Origin of the sequence: Actinoplanes lobatus, from assembly GCF_014205215.1 — a bacterium.
Taxonomy (GTDB): Bacteria; Actinomycetota; Actinomycetes; order Mycobacteriales; family Micromonosporaceae; genus Actinoplanes; species Actinoplanes lobatus.
On the sequence record NZ_JACHNC010000001.1, the window covers coordinates 10,200,603 to 10,226,611 of the forward strand.

The 26,009-nt window shown below is 67.8% G+C and carries 19 protein-coding genes; 8 read left to right on the forward strand and 11 right to left on the reverse strand.

Features of this window, described 5'->3' with window-relative positions; genetic code table 11:
* Nucleotides 1-203 precede the first annotated feature (203 nt).
* Genes BJ964_RS46230 through BJ964_RS46240 form a run of 3 tightly spaced genes read right to left on the reverse strand, consistent with a single transcriptional unit; the run spans nt 204 to nt 3,756 of the window.
* On the reverse strand, nt 204-953 hold the full coding sequence (locus BJ964_RS46230; protein ID WP_188126584.1) for a DUF7669 domain-containing protein: 750 nt from the start codon (nt 951-953) through the stop codon (nt 204-206).
* On the reverse strand, nt 950-1,327 hold the full coding sequence (locus BJ964_RS46235; RefSeq protein WP_229807423.1) for a hypothetical protein: 378 nt from the start codon (nt 1,325-1,327) through the stop codon (nt 950-952). Before BJ964_RS46235 ends, BJ964_RS46230 begins: the two co-directional genes overlap by 4 nt.
* Nucleotides 1,324-3,756: an ATP-binding protein gene (locus BJ964_RS46240; RefSeq protein WP_188126585.1), complete on the reverse strand. Its 2,433-nt coding sequence runs from the start codon at nt 3,754-3,756 to the stop codon at nt 1,324-1,326. Before BJ964_RS46240 ends, BJ964_RS46235 begins: the two co-directional genes overlap by 4 nt.
* Nucleotides 3,757-3,859: 103 nt before the next feature.
* Here BJ964_RS46240 and BJ964_RS46245 point away from each other — a divergent pair, with 103 nt between their 5' ends.
* From BJ964_RS46245 to BJ964_RS46280, 8 genes are all read left to right on the forward strand, one after another.
* Nucleotides 3,860-4,654, forward strand: a complete 795-nt coding sequence (locus BJ964_RS46245; RefSeq protein WP_188126586.1) for a hypothetical protein — start codon at nt 3,860-3,862, stop codon at nt 4,652-4,654.
* Nucleotides 4,655-4,701: 47 nt separating this feature from the next.
* Nucleotides 4,702-5,769 (forward strand): hypothetical protein, encoded by a 1,068-nt coding sequence (locus BJ964_RS46250; RefSeq protein WP_188126587.1) that lies wholly within the window; start codon nt 4,702-4,704, stop codon nt 5,767-5,769.
* Nucleotides 5,766-7,232, forward strand: coding sequence for a hypothetical protein (locus tag BJ964_RS46255; protein WP_188126588.1), 1,467 nt, complete (start codon nt 5,766-5,768; stop codon nt 7,230-7,232). Before BJ964_RS46250 ends, BJ964_RS46255 begins: the two co-directional genes overlap by 4 nt.
* Nucleotides 7,229-8,539, forward strand: coding sequence for an AAA family ATPase (locus tag BJ964_RS46260; protein WP_229807422.1), 1,311 nt, complete (start codon nt 7,229-7,231; stop codon nt 8,537-8,539). Before BJ964_RS46255 ends, BJ964_RS46260 begins: the two co-directional genes overlap by 4 nt.
* Nucleotides 8,540-8,600: 61 nt before the next feature.
* Nucleotides 8,601-10,565: a GmrSD restriction endonuclease domain-containing protein gene (locus tag BJ964_RS46265; protein ID WP_188126589.1), complete on the forward strand. Its 1,965-nt coding sequence runs from the start codon at nt 8,601-8,603 to the stop codon at nt 10,563-10,565.
* 154 nt (nt 10,566-10,719) lie between these two features.
* The gene (locus BJ964_RS46270; RefSeq protein ID WP_188126590.1) at nt 10,720-12,465 is read left to right on the forward strand and encodes a type I restriction-modification system subunit M; all 1,746 of its coding nucleotides are present in this window, start codon (nt 10,720-10,722) and stop codon (nt 12,463-12,465) included.
* Entirely contained in the window at nt 12,462-13,682 is a 1,221-nt protein-coding gene (locus BJ964_RS49435; RefSeq protein WP_188126591.1) for a restriction endonuclease subunit S, read from the forward strand. The genes BJ964_RS46270 and BJ964_RS49435 overlap by 4 nt, the downstream gene beginning before the upstream one ends.
* Nucleotides 13,682-16,816: a type I restriction endonuclease subunit R gene (locus BJ964_RS46280; protein ID WP_188126592.1), complete on the forward strand. Its 3,135-nt coding sequence runs from the start codon at nt 13,682-13,684 to the stop codon at nt 16,814-16,816. The genes BJ964_RS49435 and BJ964_RS46280 overlap by 1 nt, the downstream gene beginning before the upstream one ends.
* Before the next feature lie 165 nt (nt 16,817-16,981).
* On the opposite strand, the gene BJ964_RS46285 is transcribed toward BJ964_RS46280, so the two are convergent.
* The 8 genes from BJ964_RS46285 to pdxY all read right to left on the reverse strand — a co-directional run bounded on the left by BJ964_RS46285 (nt 16,982) and on the right by pdxY (nt 25,810).
* On the reverse strand, nt 16,982-17,419 hold the full coding sequence (locus BJ964_RS46285; RefSeq protein WP_188126593.1) for a hypothetical protein: 438 nt from the start codon (nt 17,417-17,419) through the stop codon (nt 16,982-16,984).
* Entirely contained in the window at nt 17,416-18,129 is a 714-nt protein-coding gene (locus BJ964_RS46290) for a WXG100 family type VII secretion target (protein ID WP_188126594.1), read from the reverse strand. Before BJ964_RS46290 ends, BJ964_RS46285 begins: the two co-directional genes overlap by 4 nt.
* Entirely contained in the window at nt 18,122-18,439 is a 318-nt protein-coding gene (locus BJ964_RS46295) for a hypothetical protein (protein WP_188126595.1), read from the reverse strand. The genes BJ964_RS46290 and BJ964_RS46295 overlap by 8 nt, the downstream gene beginning before the upstream one ends.
* The gene (locus tag BJ964_RS46300; protein WP_188126596.1) at nt 18,436-19,173 is read right to left on the reverse strand and encodes a hypothetical protein; all 738 of its coding nucleotides are present in this window, start codon (nt 19,171-19,173) and stop codon (nt 18,436-18,438) included. Before BJ964_RS46300 ends, BJ964_RS46295 begins: the two co-directional genes overlap by 4 nt.
* 89 nt (nt 19,174-19,262) lie before the next feature.
* Complete coding sequence (locus BJ964_RS46305) at nt 19,263-20,357, reverse strand: hypothetical protein (RefSeq protein WP_188126597.1); 1,095 nt, start codon at nt 20,355-20,357, stop codon at nt 19,263-19,265.
* A 50-nt stretch (nt 20,358-20,407) separates the two neighbouring features.
* The gene (locus tag BJ964_RS46310) at nt 20,408-23,341 is read right to left on the reverse strand and encodes a DEAD/DEAH box helicase (protein ID WP_188126598.1); all 2,934 of its coding nucleotides are present in this window, start codon (nt 23,339-23,341) and stop codon (nt 20,408-20,410) included.
* Entirely contained in the window at nt 23,335-24,897 is a 1,563-nt protein-coding gene (locus BJ964_RS46315) for a protein kinase family protein (protein WP_188126599.1), read from the reverse strand. The genes BJ964_RS46310 and BJ964_RS46315 overlap by 7 nt, the downstream gene beginning before the upstream one ends.
* Nucleotides 24,898-24,958: 61 nt before the next feature.
* Entirely contained in the window at nt 24,959-25,810 is an 852-nt protein-coding gene (gene pdxY / locus BJ964_RS46320; protein WP_188126600.1) for a pyridoxal kinase PdxY, read from the reverse strand.
* Between the last annotated feature and the right edge of the window lie 199 nt (nt 25,811-26,009).

Sequence of the window (26,009 nt, forward strand, 5' to 3'; positions counted from 1 at the left end):
GCCGTCATGCCGCCGCCTGAACTCAGCGTGAACGAGGCCGCTTCCTGAACGACCCGATCGACGAGTGGCCCGACAACCTCCAAATCGCGTTGGACAGGTACGGCGAGCCGCTGCCGCGTTGATCGGGCCTGCGCCTCGCCGTGATCCACAACCCGCGCACACGTCGTCGCCGAATGGCACGGGTGGCACCAGCGGGTCAGCGGTCACGGTGTCCAGGACTCGCTGGTGAAGGAACCGTCCGGGGAGACGAGAACGACGTGGATTCCCGCCAGGCCGCGCCCGGTTCGGGTCCGTTCGGTGAGATCCCGGTATCGGCGGTAATCCGGCAGGACCATCAACGTCTCGTGGCCGGGATGGCTGTCCAGCAGCATCATCGCCTTGAACAGGGCCTGGCTGAACCAGTGACCGGCCTGGGTGCTCGGCTGGGTCCGTTTCGTCTCCGCCGCTCGCCGGGGATCGGCGTACCCGTCGGACGGCCAGCCCTTGACCTCCGCCCCGAGTCTCCGGCCGCTTCTGGTCGCGAGCACGTCGACACCTCGCGCCTTCGTCGCGGTGTCGGCTTCCGAATCGATCGCCCATCCGTGACGCCGCAGAACATCGACGAAGACGGCCTGGACACTGCCCTCCCAGGGCCATCGCGACGACGTGCCGACACCAACCTCCACGTTCACCACAGCAGGTGGCGCCAGCCGGGTTGCCGGTACGCGGAGCCGGTATGTGCCCCGGTCAAGGCGTTCCAGGTCAGCGAAGGTGGTGCCGTGGTGGTCCGGCGCATTAGCACACATTCGGGAGACGACGTGGGTACGAATCGTCGACTCGGCGTACCGGCTGCCGCGGCGGCGCATCTCCGTCAGCACGTCCTGCAACGTGAAGTCGTCTCGACCGGACCGTCGGAGCAGATCCGCGATCGCGGCAAGGATCTCCTCCCGGCAGGTGAACGGCACAACGGTCACTTCCTTTCCGTGCTGTCGGTGTGCAGGGCCTCCACCAGGCCCTGAACTTCGGATTGCAGGTGGCGCAACTCCGCCGCGGTGGGCGCGAGTTCGTAGCCGTGGTGATGGCCGGCCCTGGACAACGCCCACCACAGGTAGGCGGCCCGGCTGGCGGTTTCCGCGCCGGCATACCGCCGGAGGGCGAGCAGTTGGGCGCGCCGACTGCGGCACTGGCCGACTGGCGGGGCGACCTCCTGCCAGTACCGGTCGAGGGCCGCCTCCAGGGCAAGTCGGAGCAACCAGACGCTGGCCCGCGGCCACAGACCGCGGGTTCCAGTGACCGGCTTCGTCATCAGGCCGGCGGCGTTGATCAAGTAGTTCTCGACGGTGATCACTTGAGCCTCGCTACAAGCCGGGCCACGTCGGTGACGAGCTGTTCGGGGTCGGCGACGGCGGCGCCGTGAGCGCCTTCCTTGCAGGCACGCAGGGCATCCGCGGCCCACGGACCGTGCGCGTTGTTGAGCCTGCCGAGAACCTGGCCGCCGGCGGTGACGTCGTCGAAGAGTGCCAGGGCCGCGACCTGGGTGGTGGTGCGGGCGGTGGCGAGCAGGGCGTCGACGTCACGATGGTTCTCGCCGCGCCCGATGCGGCGGGCGCGGATGATCTGGTGACACCGCGCTTCCAGCGCGGACCGGCAATAGGTGACGACCACGGGCGTACGGATGGGCATCGGCATGTCCTCGGTCCTGGCGAGGGCCTTGGCGTCGTCGAGGTAGCGCTCGACCGGGTCGATGTTCTTGCGGATCTCCACGGTGGAGTTCTCCCGGCGGGTGACCTCCCAGATGGTGGCGTCGAGTTCGAGACGGCGGACGGCCTCGGGGAGCCGGTCATCGTGGGTGAAGACGACGATCTGGCGGGTGGCGGCGAGGTCGGCGAGCACGCGGGCCAGGCCGTCGACCTTGGCCGGGTCCATGCTCTGCACCGGGTCGTCGATGATCAGGAACCGGAACGGGCTGGCGTCGGCGCTGGCCCGGGGCAGGAAGACGGCGAGTCCGAGCGCCTGCATCTCGCCCTGGCTCATGACGGACATGGCGCTGGTGGCGGTGCCGTCGACGGTGGCCGGGAAGGCGACGCGGCGGCGGGTGCTGGTGCCGTCGAGTTTCATGCCGGCGAGTTCGACGTTGCTCTCCTGGCGCAGTTCCTCCCAGATCTGCTGCGATCGGGCGGCGAACGGTGCGAGTTGCTGAGCCCGCAGGTTCTCGATGACCGGCTTGTACCAGTCGATGGCCTCTTTCAACCAGGCGAGTGGCGCCTCGTGCACGCGGGCCTCGTGGGCTTCGACAAGCCACTGCTGCAGTTGTGCGGCGACGTCGCGCCACTGATCGTGCCGGTTCCGCAGCCAGTCGACGGCGGCCTCGCGAACGGCGGCAACTGCTGCGATCAGGTTGGGGTAGGTACTGGTGAGGTGGACGGCGACGGCGTCGGGGTCGGCGTCCGCGATGAGACCGGCCCAGGCGGTCCAGGTGGCGTGGAGCCGTTCGCGCGGTTCCGCCGGGAAGCTGCCGGGCAGGTTGGTGGGTACGGCCGGCCCGACGGGGAGTGCGGTGACGGCCCGACGGGCGGTGGTCAGCGCGCGGCCGGCTTCGTCGCGGGCGGCGGCATCGCGACGGACGGCGGCGAGTCGCTCGGCGGTATCGGTACGCCAGGACTCGTCCAGTGTGCCGCGATGGCACAGCGGGCAGGGGCCGTCGCCGTGGGTGTCGTAGTGGTCGGCGGCCGCTTCGAGCAGCCGGGCAAGCGCTTCGGCCGTACCGGTGGCGGGTGTTTCGCGCAGTTGCCGGGCTGCTGCGGTGAGCCGGTCGGCGGCTTCGGTGACCTCGGCGAGGGCCGGCAGTTCCGGCAGCGCGGTGAGCCGCCGGTACGCCGTCGTCTCCGGATCGGAGTCATCGATACCGGCGAGCAGATCGTCGACGGCGTCGAGGTCCGGGCGGGTGGAGGCGAGCAGTTTCGCGGCGATGCGGGCGCGGTCGTCGTCGATGCCGTTGAGGAGCTGGCGGAGGTTCTTGCGCCGGTCGGAAACGGCGCGGACCTGGGTGTCGAGTTCGCGGCGGAGGCGTTTGAGCAGGTTGTCGGCGTCCGTGACGGGTTCGATGGCGAGCAGCGGGGCGAGCGCGTCGAACAGGTCGCTGGGGCGTGAGGAGATGAGCCGGCCCAGGTCGTTGGCGGTCAGCAGGGGACGGTAGGCCTCCAACGGCTGGCGCCAGCCGAGTTCGTCGATGTCGGCGTACCGATGGTTGCCGTGCCGGATCTCGACGTTCGCCTGGCCCGGTTCGGTGTCGTCGTCGCGCCAGTGGCGCCGTAGCCGTACCGGTTCCGGGTCGCCGTCGAACCGGGCGGTGAGTTCGATGGCGGCCTGGGACGGGCTGTGCAGGTTGCGCCAGCCTTCCCGGAAGATCCGGTTGTTCTCGGCCCAGCGCTTGCTGTCGCCGGTGAGCGACAGCTCGACGGCTTCGGCGAAGCTGGACTTGCCGGAGCCGTTGCGGCCGATGACCAAGGTCAGGCCGGGCTGCGCCGTGAGGTGGAGGGTGGCTTTGGCGCCGATGCCGCGGAATCCGGCCACGGTGATCCGGTCGAGGTAGACGTGCCGCTGCTCGGCTACCGGGCTGTCACGTTCGGGAAGGTCAGCGGGCGCGCCCTCGAGGACGGCGCGAAGCTGTCGCTCTCCGGCGTAGGCGCCGAGGACGGTCTCGGCGGCCTGGTCGGGGGTGTGCTGCTCGGCCAAACGGTCGAAAAGATGCTCCAGGAGTGCGTGTTTCGTGCTCACCGTCTGCTCCTATGCCGACGTTACGGTGGGCAGCCCTGGGGGTGGCGGCCGACAGAAAGACTGGGGATTGCTGGAACTTGCTGGAAGACTGTACGGTACGGGCATGGAACAAGTCGAGGCCCTCGATCGACGGATCCAGGCACTGCGCACCGAGGTACGCAGAGCACTGACCGGCGGCGACCGCGAGCGCGTCACCAGCCTGCGCAAGCAACTACGGCAGGCGGAGCGCGAGTGGGACGCCCTCCTCGATGAGGAACTGGCGGACCAGACCCCGCCAGTCACGGTTCCGCGCCCGGCGCCCGGCCCGCTTCTTCCGGTACGCGAACAGGTGCACCAGGCACTGACCCTGCTCGGCGCACCGGCCGCCCCGAAACTGGTGGTGGCCGTCCACGAGGCGTTCGCCACCGGCGAGCTGACCCCCACCAAACTCACCAGCCTGCGGCGCGACGAGGAACGTTCCTTCCACTCCTCGCCGTACGCCCGCCCGTACTATCTCTGCGCCGCCTTGACCGCCGACCACCTCGCGCCGGCCCGCGGCCTGATCGCTGTCTCGTCATGGCCGATGGCCACCCGGATCATCGGCCCGCTCAGCCCGCGCGTCGATTTCCTGACCGCCGCCATCCGCCTCGCCGAGCACCTCGACCGCCTACCGGAAACCGGCCCGAACGCACAACGGCTGCTGTGGCGCTTCGCCGCCACCATCCCCGGGGCCGCGGCCAGCGCGAACGCCATGACACCGGGTGCGGTCGCCGAGGCCGGCCGCGCGGAGCTGTCCATCCACCTCGACGCCGACCGGTCGCACCGCGAAGCGGCCGCGAAACGCGCCATCGACCAACTCAACCCCGCGCAGCAACTATTTGGCGCCCGCTTGGGCGATGCCGCCGCCACCGGCAGCTGATTCCCTATCCAGACCAGCAACGACGTTCTCCCGCGAAGGAACGAACGATGCACCACGACACCCAGGAGCGTCTGCGCCAGCTACGCGGTGCCACACCCGCGAAAAGCCACAACGCGCGTACGGTCGCCGCCCTCACCGGCAACCCGGGCTGCGTCCGCCGCGCCCTGCTCGACGCCGCCGGCATCGACAAGGACACCCTCGCCGCCCGGTTCGGTCAGTCGCCGTTCGCGATCACCCGCGGAAACGCCTTCGAAGCGCAGGTGAAGGCGAACGGTTTCGCCCAGCTGCTCACCCTGCTCCGGGAGACCCTCGGCCTGGAACTGGCCGAGGTCGGCGCCCAGGACCTTGAGGAGGTGGGCGGCAACAAGAACTCGGAACTGCGCTACACCCGTTCCCGCCAGGCGCTGAAGGCGGCGGTCGACGGCAGGGATGCGCCGACGTTCTTCGACCACCCGCTGCTCCGCCTCGACGTCGGCGGCAACGACGTCTACCTGGAGCCCGACCTGGTGGCGTTCCACCACGACGGCGTCCTCCACGTCGTGGAGATCAAGTCGTTCGCCATCATCGACAACCAGGCCGACGGTACGAAGGTGGCCGCCGCCGCCCGCCAGTCCGCCGTCTACGTACTGGCGCTGCGCCGCCTACTCGGTGACGACAAGGTGTCGCACGAGGTCGTACTGGTGTGCCCCAAGGACTTCTCCAACCAGCCCACCGCCGTGAAGATCGACGTCCGCAAGCAGCTGATCAACCTGGAACACCAGCTGACCCGGCTCGCCCGCATCGAAACCCTCGCCGGCCAGCTCCCGGACGGCCTGAGCCTCGATCCTGGTACGCACTCCCCCGCCGAACTGCTGGAGAACCTGTCCACCCTGGAGGCCAGGTATGCGCCGGCCTGCCTCGCCAGCTGCGAGATGGCGTTCCTCTGCCGGCACGAGGCCACCGGCTGCACCGACACCCTCGGCGCCACCGTCCGCGAGGAACTCGGCGGCGTCGAAACCGTGACGGAGGCACTCGGCCTGGCCCACGGCACCCGGGTGCCCGCCGACGACCAGCAGGAGGCGGCCACCATGCTGCGCAACACGGCCCGCATCTACGGCTCGGCGGCCGCCGCATGAGCGCGATCACCTCGTACGCCCGCGCACTCGCCGTCGACGCCGGCCGCGCCTTCCCGATCGCCGCCCGCCGCCACCTGCACCTGGCCGACCGACCACTGGTGTTCCTGCCGCTCACCCTGGCCGGCGAGGCCAACGCACCACTGGCCGCGATGCTCGGCACCGATCCAGCCAATCCACGCATCCTCGTGGTGCCGCAGCCCCGCAACCGCGACCTGCGGTTCGCGTTCGCCGCCGAGCTGGCCGACATCGTCGTGCCGTACATCGAAGGCCGCGCCCGCCAGGTGGAGACCTACGGCAGGCAGGGCCGCCTCCGGCATCTCGACGCCCCTCAGGTGCTGGTGCCCAACCCCGCCGGGCTCGCGTTCGTCCGCCTCTTCGGCCGCTCCACCCGGTTCCGCCGCACCACCGGCGAGTACGCCGTACCGATGCGCGTCCCGCTGCTCGGCCGCTGGCTCACCCACCTCGCCGAACGCGCCGAACACCCCGGGTCGTCGACGCTCGTCGCCATGACCAGCGCCCTGGGCCTGCACTGGGCCACCGGCCAGAGCGCCCTCGAGGACGCCAACCTCGCCACCCAACTCGCCTGGATCGACCCGCCCGCCGGCCTCACCGGCCCGGAAGCCGCCGCCCGCGCCGAAGACCCGATCGCGTTCCCACCCGCCGGCCCCACCACCGACCCGACCTTCGACTCCGAAGTGCTGGAACGCCTGATCCGCGCCTACCACGAAGGCGACCAGGACCGCGCCGTCGAACGCCTGACCGCGGCCCTGCGCACCCAGCTCGAGCCGACCTGGAACCTGATGTGGCAGGCCATCGACCTGCTGCGCGCCCTGCCAGCCGGCGACACCGTCGAGGACAGGTGGGCCACCGACCGCACCGAGTTCACCAACTTCCGCGAATACCTCAACCAGCCCGGCAGCCTGCCCCAGGCCCGGCGCGACGGCGCGGTCGCCGCAGCACGACGCTTGCAGCGTCTGGAGAAAGAGCAGTCGGCGTACGATGCCACGCGCGCCCTGGACGACCCCCTGGTGATGGCCGCCCACCGGGTCACCGGAGAAGCCTTCGCCGGCACGGTCGTGCAGACCGAACCCGCCCGCAAGATCGTCAGCGACAAGGGCCGCCGGGTGAACCGCCCGCTCATCGTGGTCCACACCACCGACCCGGTCCTACTCGTCCCGAACACCACCGTCCGCGCACCGAGCCGCCTCAAGCAGGACGCCACCGTGCTCGCCGTCGACGGCGACCGGATCACCCTGCAGATCGAGAACGGCATGGGCCGCGGTGCCACACCCGCTCCCGGCAGCGTGCCGGAGGTGGGCGAGGAGATCACCTACACCAGCGTCTTCCCCGACGACATCCGCTCCCCCGACCTGCCATCCGCGGACGACACGCCCTGGACACACGGCGGGCCTCCCCGCCCCTACCAGCCCACCGACGACGACGCCCGGGAGGTGTGGGAGTGACCATCTTTGATCCCGCCGCCGCGGCTGAGGCCGCCACCCAGGCGATCCTCACTGATTTCCGCTCCGGCCCGCATCGTGGCGTGGTGGTCAACTCGCCGCCCGGCGCCGGCAAATCCACGCTGGTCGTGCGTGCTGCCGCCGAGTTGGTGGAGTCCGGCGAGCAGCTGATGATCGTCGCCCAGACGAACGAGCAGGTCGACGACCTGACCCTCAAACTGTCGCAACGGCTGCCAGGCGCGCTGATCGGCCGGCTCAGCAGTGCAGGCTATGTGCCCGCCGCCCGCATCGCCGGCCTGGCCAACGTCGCCTGCGACAAGGACGTCGCAGCCCTGTCCGGTTGCGCCGTCACCATCGCGACCGCCGCGAAGTGGGCGTACGTCAAGGACCGGTCGTGGCAGTGGGCGATCATCGACGAGGCGTACCAGATGCGCTCGGATGCCCTGCTGGCCATCGCGGCCCTGTTCGAGCGTGCCCTGTTCGTCGGTGACCCCGGCCAGCTCGACCCGTTCTCGGTGGTGGAAAACGACCGCTGGCGGGGTTTGACCTGGGACCCGATGCAGTCCGCGGTGGCCGGCCTGCTCCGTAACAACCCCGGCCTCCCCGAACACCAGCTCCCGGTGTCATGGCGCCTCCCGGTCTCCGCCGAGCCGGTGATCGCGCCCGCCTTCTATCCGTTCACCGGTTTCCGCACCGGTACCGGCCCCGGCGACCGCGAACTGACGTTCTCTACGCGCGCCTTCGGCCGTACCCCGGTGGACGCCGTCCTGGAGGAAGCCGCCACGAGTGGCTGGGGCTACTTGGAACTCCCGGCCCGCCACACTATGCGCACCGACGCCGAAGCCGTCGCGGCGGTCGCTGCCGTCGCCCGCCGTTTCGTGGAGCGAGGCGCGGTCGCCCGATCGGGTTCTTCCTCGGGCCCGGTGACACCGGAGCGGATCGCCGTAGGCGCAGCCCACCGCGACCAGGTGGCAGCCCTGCAGGCCGCGCTCACCGACGTTCCCGGCATCACGGTCGACACCGCCAACCGCCTCCAGGGCCGCGAGTATGAGGTAACGGTGGTGCTGCATCCGCTGTCCGGTCGCCGTGACGCCACCGCCTTCCACCTGGAAGCCGGCCGCCTGTGTGTGCTGGCCTCCCGCCATCGCCAGGCATGCGTACTGGTAGGCCGAGCTGGCATCCACGAACTCCTGGACGCCCACCCTTCGGCCGAACCCGTCCACCTCTACGAGCCGGTCAAGTTCCCAGACGGCTGGGCCGCCAACCAAAGCGTGATGACGTACCTCGAGAAACATCGCATCCCGATGTAATCACCGAGTTCGCTACGACTACGGTTCCTCTACCGACGACGCGACCCCCGAGCGGAGAGAGATGAGCAAGCTCACCACCATTCTGGATCAGATCGACAGCGGCACGATGCTGCTCCCCGAGTTCCAGCGAGGATATGTCTGGAATCGTGATCAGGTACGTGGATTGATGCGGTCGCTCTATCTCGGCTATCCAGTAGGTGCGCTGCTCGTATGGGAGACCGAGGCGGACCCCGGATCGGTTCGCGGTACGGGCCAAGTCGCTGCCGGCGTCAAGTTGCTGCTGCTCGACGGCCAGCAGCGCATCACGTCCCTCTACGGGGTGGTTCGGGGTCGCCCTCCGGCATTCTTCGAGGGTGACGCAGCGGCGTTCACCGGTCTCCGATTCAACGTCGAAGAACAGACATTCGAGTTCTACGCTCCGGCGAAGATGCGCGATGACCCGCGCTGGGTGGATGTAACTGCGCTCTTCCTCCACGGGCTCGCGCCGCAGATCACTGCCTTGAACTCCGATCCGGCACTGATGCCACACCTAGCCGAATATCTGACAAGACTCACCAAATTGCACAGCATCCTCGAACGCGACTTTCACCAGGAGAAGATCACTGGCCCGGGGATGGGCGTCGAGGCTGTCGTAGACATCTTCAACCGGGTCAACTCCGGCGGTACGAAGCTCTCCAAGGGTGACCTCGCCCTGGCCAAGATCTGCGCAGACTGGCCCGAAGCTCGCGGCGCCATGCGGGAGTCGCTGGGCACCTGGAAGAAGGCCGGCTACGACTTCAACCTCGACTGGCTGTTGCGCAACATCAACGCGGTGGCAACAGGCCGGGCCACATTCGACGCCCTGGAGAACGTCCCCTCTGCGGACTTCGAATCTGCCCTCACCTCATCAACTCGATACATCAGCGGCTTTCTCGACACGCTCTCGGGCAGGCTCGGGTTGGATCACAACCGAGTGCTGATGGGGCGCGGCGCCTTTCCCGTAGTCTCCCGGTTCCTGCACCTCAACGGTGGCAACTTCACCGACGGTGCTGAACGCGACAGGATGCTCTTCTGGTACATCCACTCAGCGCTGTGGGGCCGGTATGCCAGCGCTACCGAGACCGCACTGACCCAGGACTACGAGACGCTCAACGGCAACGGCATCGATGGGCTTATCAACAGTCTGATCCGCCGGCGCGGCGGCAACCTCACGATCGATGGTCAGGATTTCGAGGGCTTCGGCCGCGGGTCTCGCTTCTATCCACTGCTGTACCTGCTGACCCGCGTCCTCGGCGCCCGTGATCTCGGGACCGGTCTTCCGCTCAAGAGCGAGATGCTTGGTCACCTCACCTCCTTGCAGGTGCATCACATCTTCCCGAAGGCGCTCCTGTACAAATACGACTACCGGCGCGCCGACGTCAACGCCGTCGCCAACTTCTGCTTCCTGACCCAGCAGACCAACCTGAAGATCGGGAAGCGTTCGCCGAAGGAGTACTTCGTCGAGGTCGAGCAGAAGCATCCGGGCGCCCTGGCATCGCAGTGGATTCCTCTCGACCCCGATCTCTGGAAGCCGGAGAACTACCTGAGTTTCCTGGCCGCTCGCCGAAAGCTACTCGCAACCGCGGCGAACACCTTCCTTGCCGAACTGCGTGACGGAGCCACGGCCGCGGTCGAACCGCTTGGAAGGCTGGCCCTCCTTGGAGAGGAGGACTTCGATGATCAGGAACGCCAGGTGGAACAGCTGGTAGCCGAACTCACCGGTCTCGGGTGTGCTACGCCCGAGCTGGACTCCGAGATCGTCGATCCCGAAACCGGCCGAGCGCTGATCACGGCTGAGGCACTGTGGCCGGAGGGCCTACAGCCCGGCTTGGGAGATCCCGTCGTTCTCGAACTCGATGCTGGCAGCGAGCTGAGCCGGCTCAATGAACTCGGCTACCAGATCTTCACCTCCATTGACGCGTTGCGGCAGTTCGTCATCCGCCGCAACGCCCAAAGCGCAGGCACACCCCTCGACGTGATCACTCCGGAGCCGACATTCGTGGGATAGGACCTCATGACACGCGGGTGTGGACAGTCGCGATGATGTTCTCGTGGACCCACCGGCTGCTAGACACTATGCGTCGCCACCTGCTCGGACGGCACGTATAGGCCCGCGCTGAATATCCAGCATCTGTCGTCGAACGATCCTCGTAAGGAGTCTTGTGAGCGCCCTCGGTAGTTTCATCTGGTCGATCGCCGACCAGCTTCGGGGCCCCTACCGCCCCAACCAGTACGGCAACGTGATCCTCCCGCTCACAATCCTGCGACGCCTCGACTGCATCCTTGAGCCCGACCGGGAGACGGTGCGGGCGCTAGCGGCGAAGTACGACAACCCCAACCGGCTCAAGCTCGAGGTCAAGAAGGCGACCGGCCGGCCGTTCTACAACACCTCGAACTACTCCTTCGCCAACCTGCTGCAAGACGCCGATGGGCTGGCGGACAACCTGGCCGACTACATCGACCGGTTCTCGCCCGATGTCGACGTGTTCCAGAACTTCGAGTTCAAGAAGGAGATTCTCGCTCTGGAGAAGGCGGAACTGCTTCGCGAGGTCATCACGTCCTTCAAGGCCGTCGACCTGCATCCGGACGTCGTCTCCAACGCCGACATGGGTGACGCGTTCGAGTACATCATCCGTAAGTTCAACGAGGCCGCGAACGAGACCTCCGGTGACCACTACACCCCGCGGGACGCGATCCGGCTGCTGGTTGACCTTCTCTTCGCCGAGAGGGACGCCGATCTCACCGAGGCCAACATCGTCCGCTCGCTGTACGACCCCACCGCGGGCACCGGCGGCATGCTCTCCCTGGCCGAAGAACACCTGCTTGCGCAGAACCCCGAGGCGAAACTGAGCCTGTACGGCCAGGAGTACAACCCACAGTCGTACGCGATCTGCAAGTCCGACCTACTGGCCAAGGGCCACGACGCGACCAACATCGCCTCCGGCAACACCCTCACCGACGACGCGTTCAAGGGCCGCCAGTTCGACTTCTGCATGTCCAACCCGCCGTATGGCGTCGACTGGAAGCAGTACGCCAAGAAGGTCACCGCCGAACGCGACTCCGCCGGCCCCTACGGCCGGTTCGCCCCCGGCCTCCCGTCGACCTCAGATGGACAGATGCTCTTTCTGCTCCACCTGGCCCACAAGATGCGGGCGCCGGAGGACGGTGGCGGCCGAGTCGGCATCGTGATGAACGGCTCGCCGCTCTTCAATGGCGCCGCCGAGTCCGGCCCCTCCAATATTCGCAAGTGGTTGCTTGAAAACGACCTGGTCGATGCGATCGTCGCATTGCCGACCAATATGTTCTTCAACACGAGCATCGCCACCTACATCTGGATTCTCGACAACACCAAGCACCCCGACCGCAAGGGCCTAGTCCAGCTCATCGATGGCACGTCATTCTGGACCAGGATGCGGAAGAACCTCGGCTCCAAGGGCCGCGAAATCAGCGACGCCGACCGCGCCAAGGTGGTTAAGTTGTACTCCGACTTCACCGACGCCGACCCGGATTGCTCCAAGGTTCTCCGCGACGACGAGTTCGGCTACTGGACCATCACCGTCGAGCGTCCGCTGCTGGACGAGGCCGGGAAGCCGGTGCTCGACCGCAAGGGCAAACCCAAGCCGGACCCGAAGAAGCGCGACACCGAAAACGTCCCGTTCACCTATGGCGGCTCGACGATCGGTAGGGAAAGCAAGGTCGAGGTCATCCAGGCATACTTCGATGCCGAGGTGAAGCCGCACGTCCCCGACGCTTGGATTGACTGGACAAAGGTCAAAACCGGCTACGAGATCCCCTTCACCCGCCACTTCTACAAGTACGTCCCGCCCCGCCCCCTCGCCGAGATTGACGCCGACTTGGACAAACAGGCCGCCAAGATTCTCGACTTGCTGCGGGAGGTCGAGAAGTGAGTAGAACGGCTCTGTCTGAACCGTGGACGCCAACCCGTATCGGCTGGCTGTTCCAGCCGGTCTCCGATCGCGGCCACGAAAAGGCGATGGTCCTCAGCGTGTACCGCGACCACGGCGTTATCCCAAAGGACAGCCGCACTGATAACTTTAATCGCACACCCGAGAATCTGAGCAACTACCAGCTCGTGCAGCCCGGCGACCTCGTCGTAAATCGGATGAAGGCATGGCAGGGCTCGCTCGGGATCTCTGAGCATCAGGGCATCGTCAGCCCTGACTATGAGGTACTTCGGCCAACTACCCTCGAGTATGATCGCCGGTTCCTCCACAGTCTGCTCCGCTCACGTGCCCTGATCGACCAGTACGCCCTCCGTTCCACGGGCATCCGCCCGTCCCAGTGGCGCTTGTATTGGGACGAGATGAAGACGATCGAGATTTCCCTGCCCGCAGCCGAGCAGCAGCGCACCATCGCTGACTACCTCGACCGCGAGACCGCCCGCATCGACACGCTCATCGATGAGCAGCAGCGCCTGATCGATATGCTCCGCGAACGCCGTCAGGCACTTGTGACCCGCGCTGTCTGCTTCGGTGTGGACGGGGCCGTCGAACTCCGCGACAGTGGTGACGATCTAGTCGGTCTGGTCCCGCAGCATTGGACCGTCAAGTCCGTCCGACACTGGATGGAGAGTCTCGACGGTCAGCGCATCCCGCTGAGCGGCGAGGAGCGTGCCGACCGTCGCGGTGACTTCGACTACTACGGAGCGTCCGGAGTGATCGACCATGTCGACGGCTACTTGTTCGATGAACCGCTCGTGTTGGTCTCTGAGGACGGCGCCAATCTCCTGATGCGCTCTACACCTATATCCTTCGCTGCCAAAGGGCGCTATTGGGTAAACAACCACGCCCACGTCCTTCGCCCTCGGGGCGAAGGCGACGTCGACTTCTGGGCCCAAAGACTGGAGGCTCTCGACGTCACCACCGTCGTTTCTGGGGCGACGCAGCCCAAGTTGACCGCTGGAGCCCTGATGGGACTCCGGGTTTCTGCACCCGACGATATCGACGAACAGCGACAGATCGCTGCGTACCTGGCCGAACAGACCTCGAAGATTGACCTGCTGATCGCAGAGTCGGAGCGGTTCGTTGAACTATCGCGTGAGCGGCGAGCTGCACTGATCACGGCGGCGGTGACGGGGCAGATCGATGTACAGGAGATGGCTTGATGGCCGATCACAACGAAGTCGTCTTTGAGTCCGAGATCTGCGCGTACCTGGAGTCCCACGGGTGGCTCTATTCGGCGAGTGACACCGGCTACGACCGCGAGCGAGCGCTCTTCCCCGAGGACCTGTTCGCCTGGCTGGAGGAGACCCAGAAGCCGGCGTACGAGAAGGCATTGAGGGCCGCGGGGTCGCAGGCGAAGTTCCTCGACGTGTTGACCACAGCGCTCGACAAGCCTCTCGAGCATGGTGGCGGGACGCTGAACATCCTGCGTAACGGGGTGCAGTACATCGGTGGTGGCCGGTTGAAGATGGCGCAGTTCCGGCCTGAGACCAGTCTGAACGCGACCACCAACGAGCAGTACGCCGCGATGCGGGTGCGGGTGATGCGGCAGGTTCATTTCTCCACCGCCGACCAGCGCAGCATCGATCTCGTGTTCTTCGTCAACGGGCTCCCGGTCGCCACCGTCGAGTTGAAGACCGATTTCACCCAGTCTCTCGATGAGGCGATCAACCAGTACCGCAAGAACCGGCATCCGCTGACCAACGGGCGGCCGGAGCCGCTGTTGTCGTTTGGGCACCGGGCACTGGTGCACTTCGCGGTCTCCAACGACCTGGCCGCGATGACCACCAAGTTGGAGGGCGAGAAGACGCACTTCCTGCCGTTCAACATGGGCCACGAGAAGGGCGCGGGGAATCCTCCCGGTGAGGACGGCCGGTCGGCGACGGCGTACCTGTGGGAACGGGTTTGGGAGAAGGACGCCTGGCTCAACATCATCGGCCGGCTGATGATCGTGGAGACCAAGGAGGAGTGGGACGTCGCCACCGGTACCTCGGTGCGGCGTACAAGCATGCTCTTCCCTCGGTTCCATCAGTGGGAGGCCCTGACGAACATCGTGGCCGCAGTGCGCGAGGAGGGGGTGGGCTATCGCTACCTGATCGAGCACTCGGCTGGGTCGGGAAAGACGAACACCATCGCCTGGACCGCACACCGGCTGGCGCGGCTGCATGTGAACAACGAGAAGGTCTTCGACTCGGTGATTGTTGTCGTGGACCGCACCGTCCTTGACGGGCAGCTCCAGGAGGCAATCCGGCAAATCGACGGGTCAGGGAAGATCGTAACCACGATCAGCCCGGAGGACGTTCGCAAAGCGGGAGCGAAGTCGAAGTCCGGGCTGCTGGCGACCGCGCTGAAGAACGGGGAGCTGATCATCGCGGTGACGGTGCAGACCTTCCCGTTCGCCCTTGACGAGATCCGGGCGGACAAGGGTCTGAAGGGCAAGCGGTTCGCGGTGATCGCCGACGAGGCGCATTCCTCACAGTCCGGCCAGATCTCCTCCAAACTCAAGGCTGTACTCACCGCGGAGGAGATCAAAGAGATCGAGGAGGGCGGCGAGGTCGACGTCGAGGCGATTCTGGCCTCGGAGATGACCGAGCGCGCCGAGTCCAAGAACATCTCCTACTTCGCGTTCACTGCAACACCGAAGAACAAGACCCTGGATCTCTTCGGCCGCAAGGGTCCGGACGGGAAGCCGGTCGAGTTCCACCTCTATTCGATGCGGCAGGCGATCGAAGAGGGCTACATCCTCGACGTGCTCAGGGGCTACCAGTCCTACGACACCGCGCTGAAGATCGCCGGCAAGGCTGAGAGCGGCGACGGTGGCGAGGTGGAGGAGTCTGCAGCGCGCAAAGGGCTGATGCGGTGGGTGAAGCTGCACCCGACCAACATCAGCCAGAAGGTGCAGATCATCGTTGAGCACTTCCACGCCAACGTCGCCTACCTGCTGGAGGGTAAGGCGAAGGCGATGGTGGTAACCGATTCACGCAAGGCCGCAGTGAAGTACAAGAAGGCGATAGATGCCTATATCGCCAAGCGGGCCACCATTGACCCCTCGTACAACTACCGCACTCTGGTCGCCTTCTCCGGCTCGGTGACCATGGCCGAGGACGAGAAGTGGGCTTCGGACTGGGGGCCGCAGCCGAGTAAGGACGACGAGTTCACCGAGGCCAACCTGAACCCCGGTGCCGGCTCGGACCTGGCCGCCGCGTTCAAGGGCACGACGTACCAAATCATGCTGGTCGCCAACAAGTTCCAGACAGGGTTCGACCAGCCGCTGCTCTCGGCCATGTACGTCGACAAGAAGCTCTCCGGGGTGGCTGCCGTTCAGACGCTTTCCCGGCTCAATCGCACCCACCGCACTGCGGGCGGGGAGCAGAAACGTAAGACATTCGTCATCGACTTCGTGAACAAGCCGGAGGACGTCCGGTCTGCGTTCGAGCCGTACTTCACCAATGCCACCCTGGAGACCGAGACCGACCTCTACATCGTCGCCCACCTCGCCAACAAGCTCGCCCAGGCCGCGATCTACACGCCGGAGCAGGTGCGCAAGGTCGCCGAACTGTGGGTCACCAGGAAGGGCAACAACGCGCTCTCGGCTGCGATCAGCCCGGCCAAGAACGAGTTCGGCCGCCGCTACGCGGGGGCGATCGAGGCCGACGACAAGGTCACCCTCAACACCCTCGACCTGTTCCGCAAAGACGTCTCCACCTACGTCCGGCTCTACGACTTCATGAGCCAGATCGTCGACTACGGCGACCCGTACATGGAGGAGTTGTCGATCTTCCTCCGACTCCTGGAGAAGGTCATCGCAGACTCCTCCTGGGCTGCGGAGGTCGACCTCTCCGACGTGGTCCTGGTCGGGGTCAAGCACCACAAGGGCGTGGCGGTCGACATCTCGCTGACCGGCGATGGCGAACTCAAGGGTATCGGCGCCGCAGGCACCGGTGCCCGAAAGGAGCCGAAGTACGTCGCACTACAGGTCGTCATCGACAAGATGAACGACCTCTTCGGTGCCGAGTCGTTCTCCGCGTCTCAGATCCGCGAGTTCGTGCAGGGACTGGTGCTGCGGCTGCTCGCCTACCCGGACCTGGTCAACCAGGCCAAGGTGAACTCGAAGAAGCAGTTCATGGAATCGCAGGACTTCCAAGCGGCTGTCACCGAGGCGGTCGTCGACAACCAGGGGGCCCACAACACCATGGCCGACTACTTCTTCAGCGACGGCCCTAGTATCAGCGCCGTCATCATGGCGCTCGCGGACGCCTTCTACGAGGCGGCGATCGACCAGCAGGCCGACACGTAAGCATTCCTGGCCCTGGGGCCAGGTCCCCGAGACCAACCATGCATGGAGATCATCCTCGGCGTACCTCTACCGCAGGGGCGGCGCGGACGGCTCCTCCGCACCGCACGGTGACAAGGTTCGTACGGCATACGTTTCAGGATGGTGCCGGCCGCGGCGATGATCGGATCATCTATCGCGGGTCCGGCGTAGCGCCGCACCGGTGACAATGAGCCCGCCGACGGCGTCGCCCACGGCCACGGCGATGCCGAACATCGAGAACACGGCGACCGTTGCGGCGCTGTGGGTAAGCGCGACTACTGCCAACGCGATGACCACCGCTCCCAGCCGCAACCACGCGAGATTGACCAAGGCACGAGCAAGACCCTGGCCGCGCCGACCGCGCAGAAACGCGATCATCGCGAGCAGTGCGAGCACACCGCCGACCGCGGCCGACACGCCCATCACGATGAACGGCGCGGCCTCCGCACCGCTGAACCCACCGTCCCGGTAGCCCAGCCACGCCGTGGCGCCGAGTACTGCGAGCACGCCGTCAGCGAATGCCACCACCGCGCTCATGACGGCGAGCAGCACGTTGCTGGGCCGCTCGGTCCGTGCGGCCGTCACGCCGTGCCCGCCGGCGGCCAGTGCCCCCGAAAGAAGCCGGTGTCGTCGAATTTCTGCCGCAGCGTGGTGTTGGCCGACGTACAGGTCCGCTTGAGCGTCTCGCCGCCGATGATCAACGCCACCGAGGCGGTCACCGCCGCACCGGCCGCAATGAACGGCGCCGCGGGCACCCCGAAGATCGTGGCGCTGGAGGCGAGCGCACCGACGATGCCGACCGCCAGGGCGACCAGCGCCCCGGCCAACCCGGTCCAGAACAGAAAGACCCCGTTGTGCACCAGGTCCAACGCGGTTGCAAGGCCATCGGTGAGGACCGTCTTGACCTTCTCCAGCGCCGCTTTCTGCGACGGCAGCATCTGCCGGTACGCGTCCGCGGCATCCCCGTCCCAGTTGTCGTCGACGGTGAGCAACCCGGCGTCGGCGGCCTGCACCTGACCACTGACCGGCACCCCCACCCGGTCGCTCCAGGCTTGCGCGGTCGTCGACAATGCCGACAGCGAACCCATGTTGGACAGCATCGCAACCAGGTTGTCCCAGATGCGCCCCATAAACGCGCAGAACTCGTCCCAGCCCTGCCGAACCCGGGCCTGCACGGGTGCGGGAAGGAAGCCCATCTTGTCGTTGATCGAGTTCTGCAGCTCGACAGTCTTGCCGTCGATGCGACTGATGGTCGAGTTGATGCGTTCGAGCAGGACGGCTTCGGTGCTACTCACGGACTTCCCACGCTCCCTCAAGTCGTCGTGCGGCGCGTTCGTCGTTCGTCTCGTACTCGTAGGCGACCTTGTCGAGCTTCGCGCTCAACCCGCTGTACACCTCGCTCGCCTCCTCCAGCAACGCCACGACCTTCATCTGAAGTTCGGTGTAGGTGTCCAGCAGGCCGGTCGGCAGCGACGCCCAGGACAGCTCCCCCGCTCCCAGGTTCAACCGGCTCGCCTCGTCCGCGGCCTGCCGGGTCACCGACGCGACCTGCTCCCACGAGGCCGCGTCCCGGTGCAGCGCGTCCAGCGCGGCCCGCAGCGTCATCGGCCGACCATCCCGAACCGGCGGGCGAGCCCGAACGGATCCTGCAACGCCCGCTGCGCCTCGCCCAACGGACCGTCGGCGATCAACCGCTGCACCCCATGCAAGGAAACCATTTCGTACGCCGCCCGAAAGGCCGCGGTCAGCTGCCGGGCGAGGTTCGCCTCATGGGCGTCACGCAGCCACACCCGGTTGCACCACACGGTGGTGACGTCGCCACCACCGGTCACTTCCACGGCCACCTCGCGGTATGGGCTGTGCCCCACGTGAGTCGCGCCCAAAGTCTGATCGAGTTTGCCGAAGACCTCGTCGAGGCCCCGCTCCATCGACTCGACCACCTCGAGCAGTGCCACCAGAGCGGCCTCCCGTTCGGCATCGGACAGCCGCGCGGAGCTGATCGAGTCCAGCCGCTGACGGAACGCACTCGTCGAGGTCACCGATGCGGGTGTGGCAGGCTCGGCGTACGCGTCACCCCATGCGATAAGGCGCCGCTCCGAGGCGTCGCGGACTGCTTCGACGACAGCCTCGCCCAACTGTCCGTCCGCCAGTTCCGCTCGCCAGCGGCTCGCCACGTGCACCGTCGCGACACGGCCGTACTCGTCCAACGTCACCGTCACCGAGCCGGTTGCATCCGCTCCCGGTACGCCGGGCGCTGCCACAGCGGCCTGCGCCCGTCGCAGCAGCGCCTCACCGTCGTCTCTCAGGCTGGCAAGAGCCTCCAAGCGGTCATCGAACATCGGTCATCCCCGTCTCGGCGACCCACACCACTTCGAACTGTCTCAATCCTGAGTACCCCGGGCGCCGACGACGGGTTCAACTCCACCGGTCATCCAGGGGCGAGGACATCGAGGCGGTCGAGCAGGGCACGATCGTCCATCTTCTCCGCGTACCGGTACAGGTCGTCCCACCCGGGAACCGTCACCTCCAGCTGCCCCGCCAGGTCGGCCAGCCGTTGTTCCACCTCGGCACGACGGCGCACGCCGCCGGCCCCGGCGATCGCCGCCGCCCGCACCAGCACGGCGTGCTGCCGTGCCGCCGCGTCCGCACACCAGAGCTGCATGAACGTCTGCTGCCGAACCTCGAAGGACCCAAGCTGCGCCCACCGCATCGCCTGACCGAAGGCAGCCGCCGGCAGCCCGGCCCGCAGCACCCGGTTGGGCATCCGCCGGATCCGGGCGTCCGGGAAGCCCTTGGCCTCCAGCCAGTTCCGCCACACCTCCACGTCATCGACCCGCGGCTCGGCGGCCAGAACCTCGGTCAGGTACGGCGTCACGATCGTCCCGAGGTGACGGTCCGGCCCGTCGACGGCTTTGATGAAGACCAGAAGCCCGGACACACATTCGACGATGTAGGCCGGCAACCAGGCCTGGCGCACCTCGAGCGGTTCCACCTCGGTGAGCGCCCCGGGCAGGTTGAACCGCTCCCGGTCGGGCCGGTCCGCCAGCTCCTGAATCGCACCGACCCGGAAGGCCGGCGACGCCGTCACCGGATGGAACGAGGTCCGGTCGGCCAGCCGCAGCGAAGGCTCGTCACACCATTCCGTCCCCGCGTAATGGCTCTTCGGCAGCGGCGCACAGGTGAACCCGTCCAGGTAGACGACCTGCCGATCCTCCTTGAGGACGTACCGGCACCCGTCCGCGACCGACCGCCGGCCGAGTTCGGTGAGCACCACCCCGGCACCGTCGCCGCGCAGGTGACCGACGGACTCCAGGTATCGCACGGCCCGCTCGATCAGGCCGACCTCGACGCCGAAGAACGCGGCGAGGCGCGCCGGTTCCCGAAGTCCCGCTCCCGCGACGGCACGCGAGACATACTGGTCGAACACCTCGTAGGGCTGTGCGTCGAGGACCACGGTCCGGATCTCCACGGCCCACATCGGCAGCAGAACCGGGAAGACGCGCAGAGGCTGGACATCGGACATACCGGCCACACGCTCCAGCACTCTCCGAACGGGAACGTGTGCGGGCCCGCTCACCGCGCCGCCGTCAAACGGTCCCGCAGCTCCTCGGCCGGCAGGACGTCGCCGTGCTGATCCGCGTACCGGAAGAGCTCACGGGCCAGATGGCGGAAGCCGGCGTCCCTGGCCCGGGTCAGCGTGCCGCGGTCTCCCACCAGGACGAGCTGGTCCCGCGCCCGGGTGATCGCGACGTTGAGTCTGCGCAGTTCACTGAGGAAGCCGACCGATCCACCCGCGTTGCTGCGGGTGAAGCTGAAGATCACGATGTCACGCTCCTGACCTTGGAAGGTGTCGACCGTGCCGACCCGCTCCCGGGTCGCCTCGTCGCCCAGCAGCGTCCGCAACCGGATGTCGATCAGCTGAACCTGGGCCTTGTACGGCGCGATCACCGCCCAGTCCCATCCGTGCGCGGCGTACCACTGCACCAGACGGACGACGAGCCCCGCCTCGGTGCGGTTGTCGCAGCCGGCGGCCTGCCAGGTCTCGGTGCGTTCCCGGCGCCGCTCGGACCGTTGCGGCTCGGGCAGCCCGGAGGTGTCGACGATCGCGAGCGGGCTGCGGAAGAGCGGTGACGGCGGCCGGTCCCCGTTCGCGGTCTTCAGCAGGCCGCGGTAGAACTGCCCGGAGACGAAGTCGGCCAGCACCGCCGGCATCCGGCGCTGCCGGTCGAGCAGGACCTGGTTGTCGTCCGGCGCCCGGAGCAGGAGCCGCTCGAAGGCGCTGTGCGTGAGCAGCTCCCGTACCAGATTCTCGTCCACGCCGGTCTTGTCCCGCTGCGCCAGCCATTCCCGGACGTCGTCGTCGACATAGGGCGGCAGCTGGTGATGGTCGCCGACGAGCACGGCACGGCGGGCCCGGGTCAGCGGAACGAGGGTGGACGGCAGGGGGATCTGCCCCGCCTCGTCGACGACGGCCAGGTCGAAGTCGAGGTCGGCGAGCCGGTTGCGCTGGACCCCGACCCCGATGCAGGTGGCGCCGATGACATCGGCGTAGCGGATCAGTTCGGCGTGCAACTGTTCGCTCGGCTGTTCCAGCCTGGCCCGCCAGTCGGCGAGGAGTTGCGCCCGTTCCCGCAGCAGTGGCGCCTGCGCTCGGCACCAGGTGGCGAAGGCGGCGACGTCGGGTTCCGGTGGCGGTGCCGGTTCCAGCCCGGCCACCAGGCGGGCCAACCGCCGCGCCGCCTGGCGGGCCGCTTCCCGCGACCGTTGTGCGGCCGTCTCCGCCTGCGTCGCGCGGTCCCTCGCCGCACACACCGAAAGATCATCTTTGATCGTACGATCGAGGCCCGCGCGCAGCGTCTCGTACTCCTGCCGTGCGGATCGGCCGGCGGCGTCGGCGGCGACGGCCCGGGGCGCGGCCCCGGCGAGCCGGTCGCGGTGCCGGCGAGCCGCCGAGCGGTACCAGAATCCCAGGATCCCCCCGGTACGGGACTCCGCCCGCCGCAGCCTCGTCTCCAGCCGGTGCACCGCCTCCGACGCCGACGCCGCGGCACGCTCAGCGGCCCGCAGTCCGGCCAGGCTCGCCCGCACCGGATCACCGTGCCGGGCCTCGACGGCCGCCTCGGCCGATCGCTGATCGGCCAGTGCGGCGTCATGCGCCACCATCGACGCGTCAGCCGAGGCGAGTTCCCCGGTGAGCCGATCGAGCCAGCGTACGGCGAGCGGCGCGTCGCCCAGCCAGGGTTCCAGCCGCTGCGCGGTCGCGTCGGTCCGGTCCGCGATACGGCGCTGCAACTCCCCGGCGGCCTGGGCGAGAGTGCGGCGCCGGGCCGCCTCGCTCATCCGGTCCTCGTTGCCCACCCGGATGGCGGTCAGTTCGGGCGGAAGCCGTTCGATGACGTTGTCCACGGCGGTGTTGGTCTGCGAGGCGATCAGCACTCGCTCACCCCGGGCCGCCGCCGCGCGGGCGATCTCGACGATCGTTCGGGTCTTGCCGGTTCCGGGCGGTCCGACCACACACAGCAGATCCGGTACGGCCAGGGCTCGCCGCAATGCGACAGCCTGGTTGTCGTCGAGGGGTTCGGCGGGTTCGACCGGCCGCTCGCGGTATCCGGCGAACGCCCCGTCGATGAGAACCGCGGCCAGGCTCGCGTTCAGCGCGGACCCGTTGCGCAGCTTGGCGACCGCATCGCCCTGTACCCGCGGCACGACATCGTTCGCGGCCGTGATGAGCTCGCCGCGTTCCGGGATCCTGCGCCGGTCGACCGGGCTGTCGAAGGCGACGGTCACCCGTTCCCCGTCGACCTCGCGCACCCGGCCCCGCAGGTCGGGTTGGCCCTGGATCTCCACCATCGAACCCGGCTGCGCCGGTCCGGGCCGGGAGAGCAGGAAGTCGTAGATCCCGGCGGCCGACTGCCGCGGCTGTGCCACGCTGCGCACCTCGTAGTAGGGCAGGATCCGTTCGGCCGGGTCCTTCGCCGCCTCGATCTGCCGACCACCCTCGATGACCAGGTCCAGCGCGTCGCAGAAGGCGTCGTAGCGGGCGGGCCGCGTCGGCGCCACCGGCACCTCGCGGGGTGTCCGCGCCTTCTGCCAGGCGGCGCGGATCTGTGCGTCCGGCGCCCGATAGCCGGACGGCACGTCCCGTAGCTGCGCCACGTAGTACCAGCCCGGACCGGTCAGCCGGAGCCTGCTGCGCGCCAGCCGGCCGTGATTGCGCAGTGTCATGGGTTCGACGAACTCGATCGAGTAGGCGTCGCCCTGTTTGGTCGGCCGCACGGCCACCGAGCCGCGTCGCGCGTAGAGGCGAAGCCACCGGTTCTTGTCGTCGAACGCGACCGGGAATCCGCCCTGCCCGCTGAGCCGGTGCAGGTCCGCCACGAGCGACGCGGGATCGGCGAGGTGGGGATACTCGCGGCGCGCGGCCGCGTACGACTGAGGAAGAGAGAGACCCGGCACCAGCGCGACCGGACCGCTCAGCCTGAGCAGCGACGGAGCGTCGATCAGCACCGGACCGTCCCACCCCGCCGCAGCGTCGCGCCGAGAGCGTGCACGAACTCCCCCAGGGCCGGCCGCCGATCCATCTCGTCCGCGAGCGCCCGCAGCAGCGGTTCCTCCAGCTCCGGCGCCAGCTCCGGCCGCAGCAGCCCGGGAGGCGGCGGGTCACCTCCCGGCGGCTCCCCGGTGGCCAGGTGGTAGACGATCGCGGCGAGCTGATAGACGTCGCTGGCCGGACCGGGCGGCGTGAGTATCGGCCGGTTCTGCTCGGGTGCCCGGTATTCGGCCGGCCCCTCACCCGCGACCGCCGGCATCGCGGCCAGACCGGCGTCACGCAGCCACAACCGATCACGCGACGCGATCAGTGCCTCGGGCCGCAGCGCGCGATGCGCCCGTCCGGACGCATGCAAGCCTTCGAGGGTACGGGCGACCTGCGGCAACCCGCGCACCAGCGTGTCCAGGGCGATCCTGGGATAGGGCGGCCGACCGTAGGCGCTGGGCAGCGGCTCCCCCGGCGGCGACGCGGTGACGAAGGCGAACGAGTTCGGCGTCTCGGCTCTGATCAGCACCCTCGGCAGGCCGGCGACCGTGTCGTGGAGCTTCGCCTCCTGCCGCAACTCCGCGATCTTCCGGGTCTCGGCCAGGATCTCCAGCCGGGTCACCCGAACCTCACGGGACGGCGCCGTGACATATCGGGCGCCCGACCGCAGCAGCCGGTAGGACCCGTCCGGCGCCTCCCGTTCCTCCGGCTCCCCGGTAAGCCGAAAACGAGAGCCGCCGATCTCGATCTCCCGATCGCCCCGATCCCGCACCACGACCGCCGACCGGATCGGCGCCGGCGTACGACGTGCCGCGGTGGCCTCGGTGGCGAGGACCAGCTCCCGCAGGTCGTCGATGCGCAAGGTCTGTGCTTCCTGACTCGGCCCCCGCCGCTCACGCACCGATCGCAGCGATCCGGTCAGCCGCGCAATCCGTTCCACGGGATCGATCGGTTCCTCGACGGCGGCCCGCTCGATGCGGCGCAGAAGCGCGGAGTAGCACTCGGCGGCATACTGCTCCTCCCGGCCCATCAGGGTGAGCGCTGCGGCCATGTTGCTGATGCCGATCGTGGTCATCTCCGGCCGCCGGGGCAGTGGCGGATCCGGCAGCGAGAGCGCACGCAGAAACCGCTCCCGCTCCGCGGCACCCACCCCGTCGAGGTCGATGTCCGAAAGTTTCCCCAGCGCATTCGTGGTGACACCGGAACTCGACACGAATGCACAGGTGCAGCGTTCGTCCATCGTCCGCCAGACCATGTGCAGGCCGCGAAGCGGTTCACCCAGCCTGCTCAGGGTCCAGTCACCGGTGCCGGGATCACGGTGCTTGACCGAGACCAGTTCCGGATCCCGGTCGTCGAAGGTCGCGATGTAGTCGGTGGACCATTCGACGACGACCGAGGTCAGACCACCGGACGCGAGGTTGGCGATGCAGCGCAGGGCAACACATTCGTCCTGATAGCGAAAGCGCCCCCGGGTGGCCCGGGCGGTATTGCGATCATCGAAATACATATCGACGTCAGCCGAATTCACCCGGCCACCATAGGGGCACGCTCCGCATCGAAGCAACGACACGCCGCGACCGCGGCGTACCTCAGCGCACCTGTTTGGCGCTGAACTGCATGCGCGGTGTGGCGTAGAAGTCCTGGGCCTGCACCAGACGGAGTTCGCGTTCGCCGGATCGGTAGGTCATGTCGATCAGGTCGAAAACGCTGGAAGCGGTACGTTCCAGCGCCACCGCCGCGTCCTTGGTCGCCACGTAGTGGGCGGTGAACAGCGCGGCCGTGACGTCGCCGGATCCGTTCGCCTTGAACGGCAGGTGTGGGGTGGTGACCAGCCAGGCGCCGGCGGCGTCCACGACGAGCATCTCGATCGTGCCCGCCTCCCGGTCCGGGCGCTCCACGCTGGTGACCAGCACGGTCGACGGCCCCATGGCACGGGCCAGGTCGGCCGACTCGATGGTCGACTCGATGCTTGCCGGCTCGGTGCCGGTCAGGAAGCCCAGCTCGAACTGGTTCGGGGTGATGATGTCGGCCACCGGCACGACCCGGTCGCGCAGCAGCACCGGGATCTCGGGCGCGACGAAGCATCCGGACTTGGCGTTGCCCATGACCGGGTCGCAGGCGTAGACGGCCGACGGGTTCGCGGCCTTCACCCGGCGCACCGCGTCGATGATGACGTCGGCGATGCCGGCCCCGCCCTGGTAGCCGGACAGCACGGCGTCGACCTGTGGAAAGATTCCGCGTTCCTCCACGCCGAGGATGATCTCGGCGACGTCCGACGGGGGAAGCAGCGGACCGCGCCAGGCCCCGTACCCGGTGTGGTTGGAGAAGTTGACCGTGGGAACCGGGACGACCTCGACACCGATGCGCTGGAGCGGGAACACGGCCGCGGAGTTTCCGACGTGGCCGTGGGCCACCGCCGACTGGATGGACAGAACCTTCATTCCCCCAGCCTAGAGATCCGCCTCCGGACGCACGTCAGGGTCTCGGGTGTGATGGTCGAGGGTCACCAGCGAGAGGATGGTGTCCGCGGGGGTGCCGGCCGGCGCGTACAGGCGCAGGTGGGTGTCGTTGTCGCGGTGCGGTGCGCGGTGGCGGATACAATTTCGGCCGGGAGTCCCTCTACGTCGGGACAGTCGCATG

Excerpts from the sequence above, each read along its gene's own strand:
- BJ964_RS46245 (WP_188126586.1), top strand. The coding sequence starts at position 3,860 with ATGGAACAAGTCGAGGCCCTCGATCGACGGATCCAGGCACTGCGCACC.
- BJ964_RS46250 (WP_188126587.1), top strand. The coding sequence starts at position 4,702 with ATGCACCACGACACCCAGGAGCGTCTGCGCCAGCTACGCGGTGCCACA.
- BJ964_RS46255 (WP_188126588.1), top strand. The coding sequence starts at position 5,766 with ATGAGCGCGATCACCTCGTACGCCCGCGCACTCGCCGTCGACGCCGGC.
- BJ964_RS46265 (WP_188126589.1), top strand. The coding sequence starts at position 8,601 with ATGAGCAAGCTCACCACCATTCTGGATCAGATCGACAGCGGCACGATG.
- BJ964_RS46280 (WP_188126592.1), top strand. The coding sequence starts at position 13,682 with ATGGCCGATCACAACGAAGTCGTCTTTGAGTCCGAGATCTGCGCGTAC.
- BJ964_RS46295 (WP_188126595.1), bottom strand. The coding sequence starts at position 18,439 with ATGACGCTGCGGGCCGCGCTGGACGCGCTGCACCGGGACGCGGCCTCG.
- BJ964_RS46300 (WP_188126596.1), bottom strand. The coding sequence starts at position 19,173 with ATGTTCGATGACCGCTTGGAGGCTCTTGCCAGCCTGAGAGACGACGGT.
- BJ964_RS46305 (WP_188126597.1), bottom strand. The coding sequence starts at position 20,357 with ATGTCCGATGTCCAGCCTCTGCGCGTCTTCCCGGTTCTGCTGCCGATG.
- pdxY (WP_188126600.1), bottom strand. The coding sequence starts at position 25,810 with ATGAAGGTTCTGTCCATCCAGTCGGCGGTGGCCCACGGCCACGTCGGA.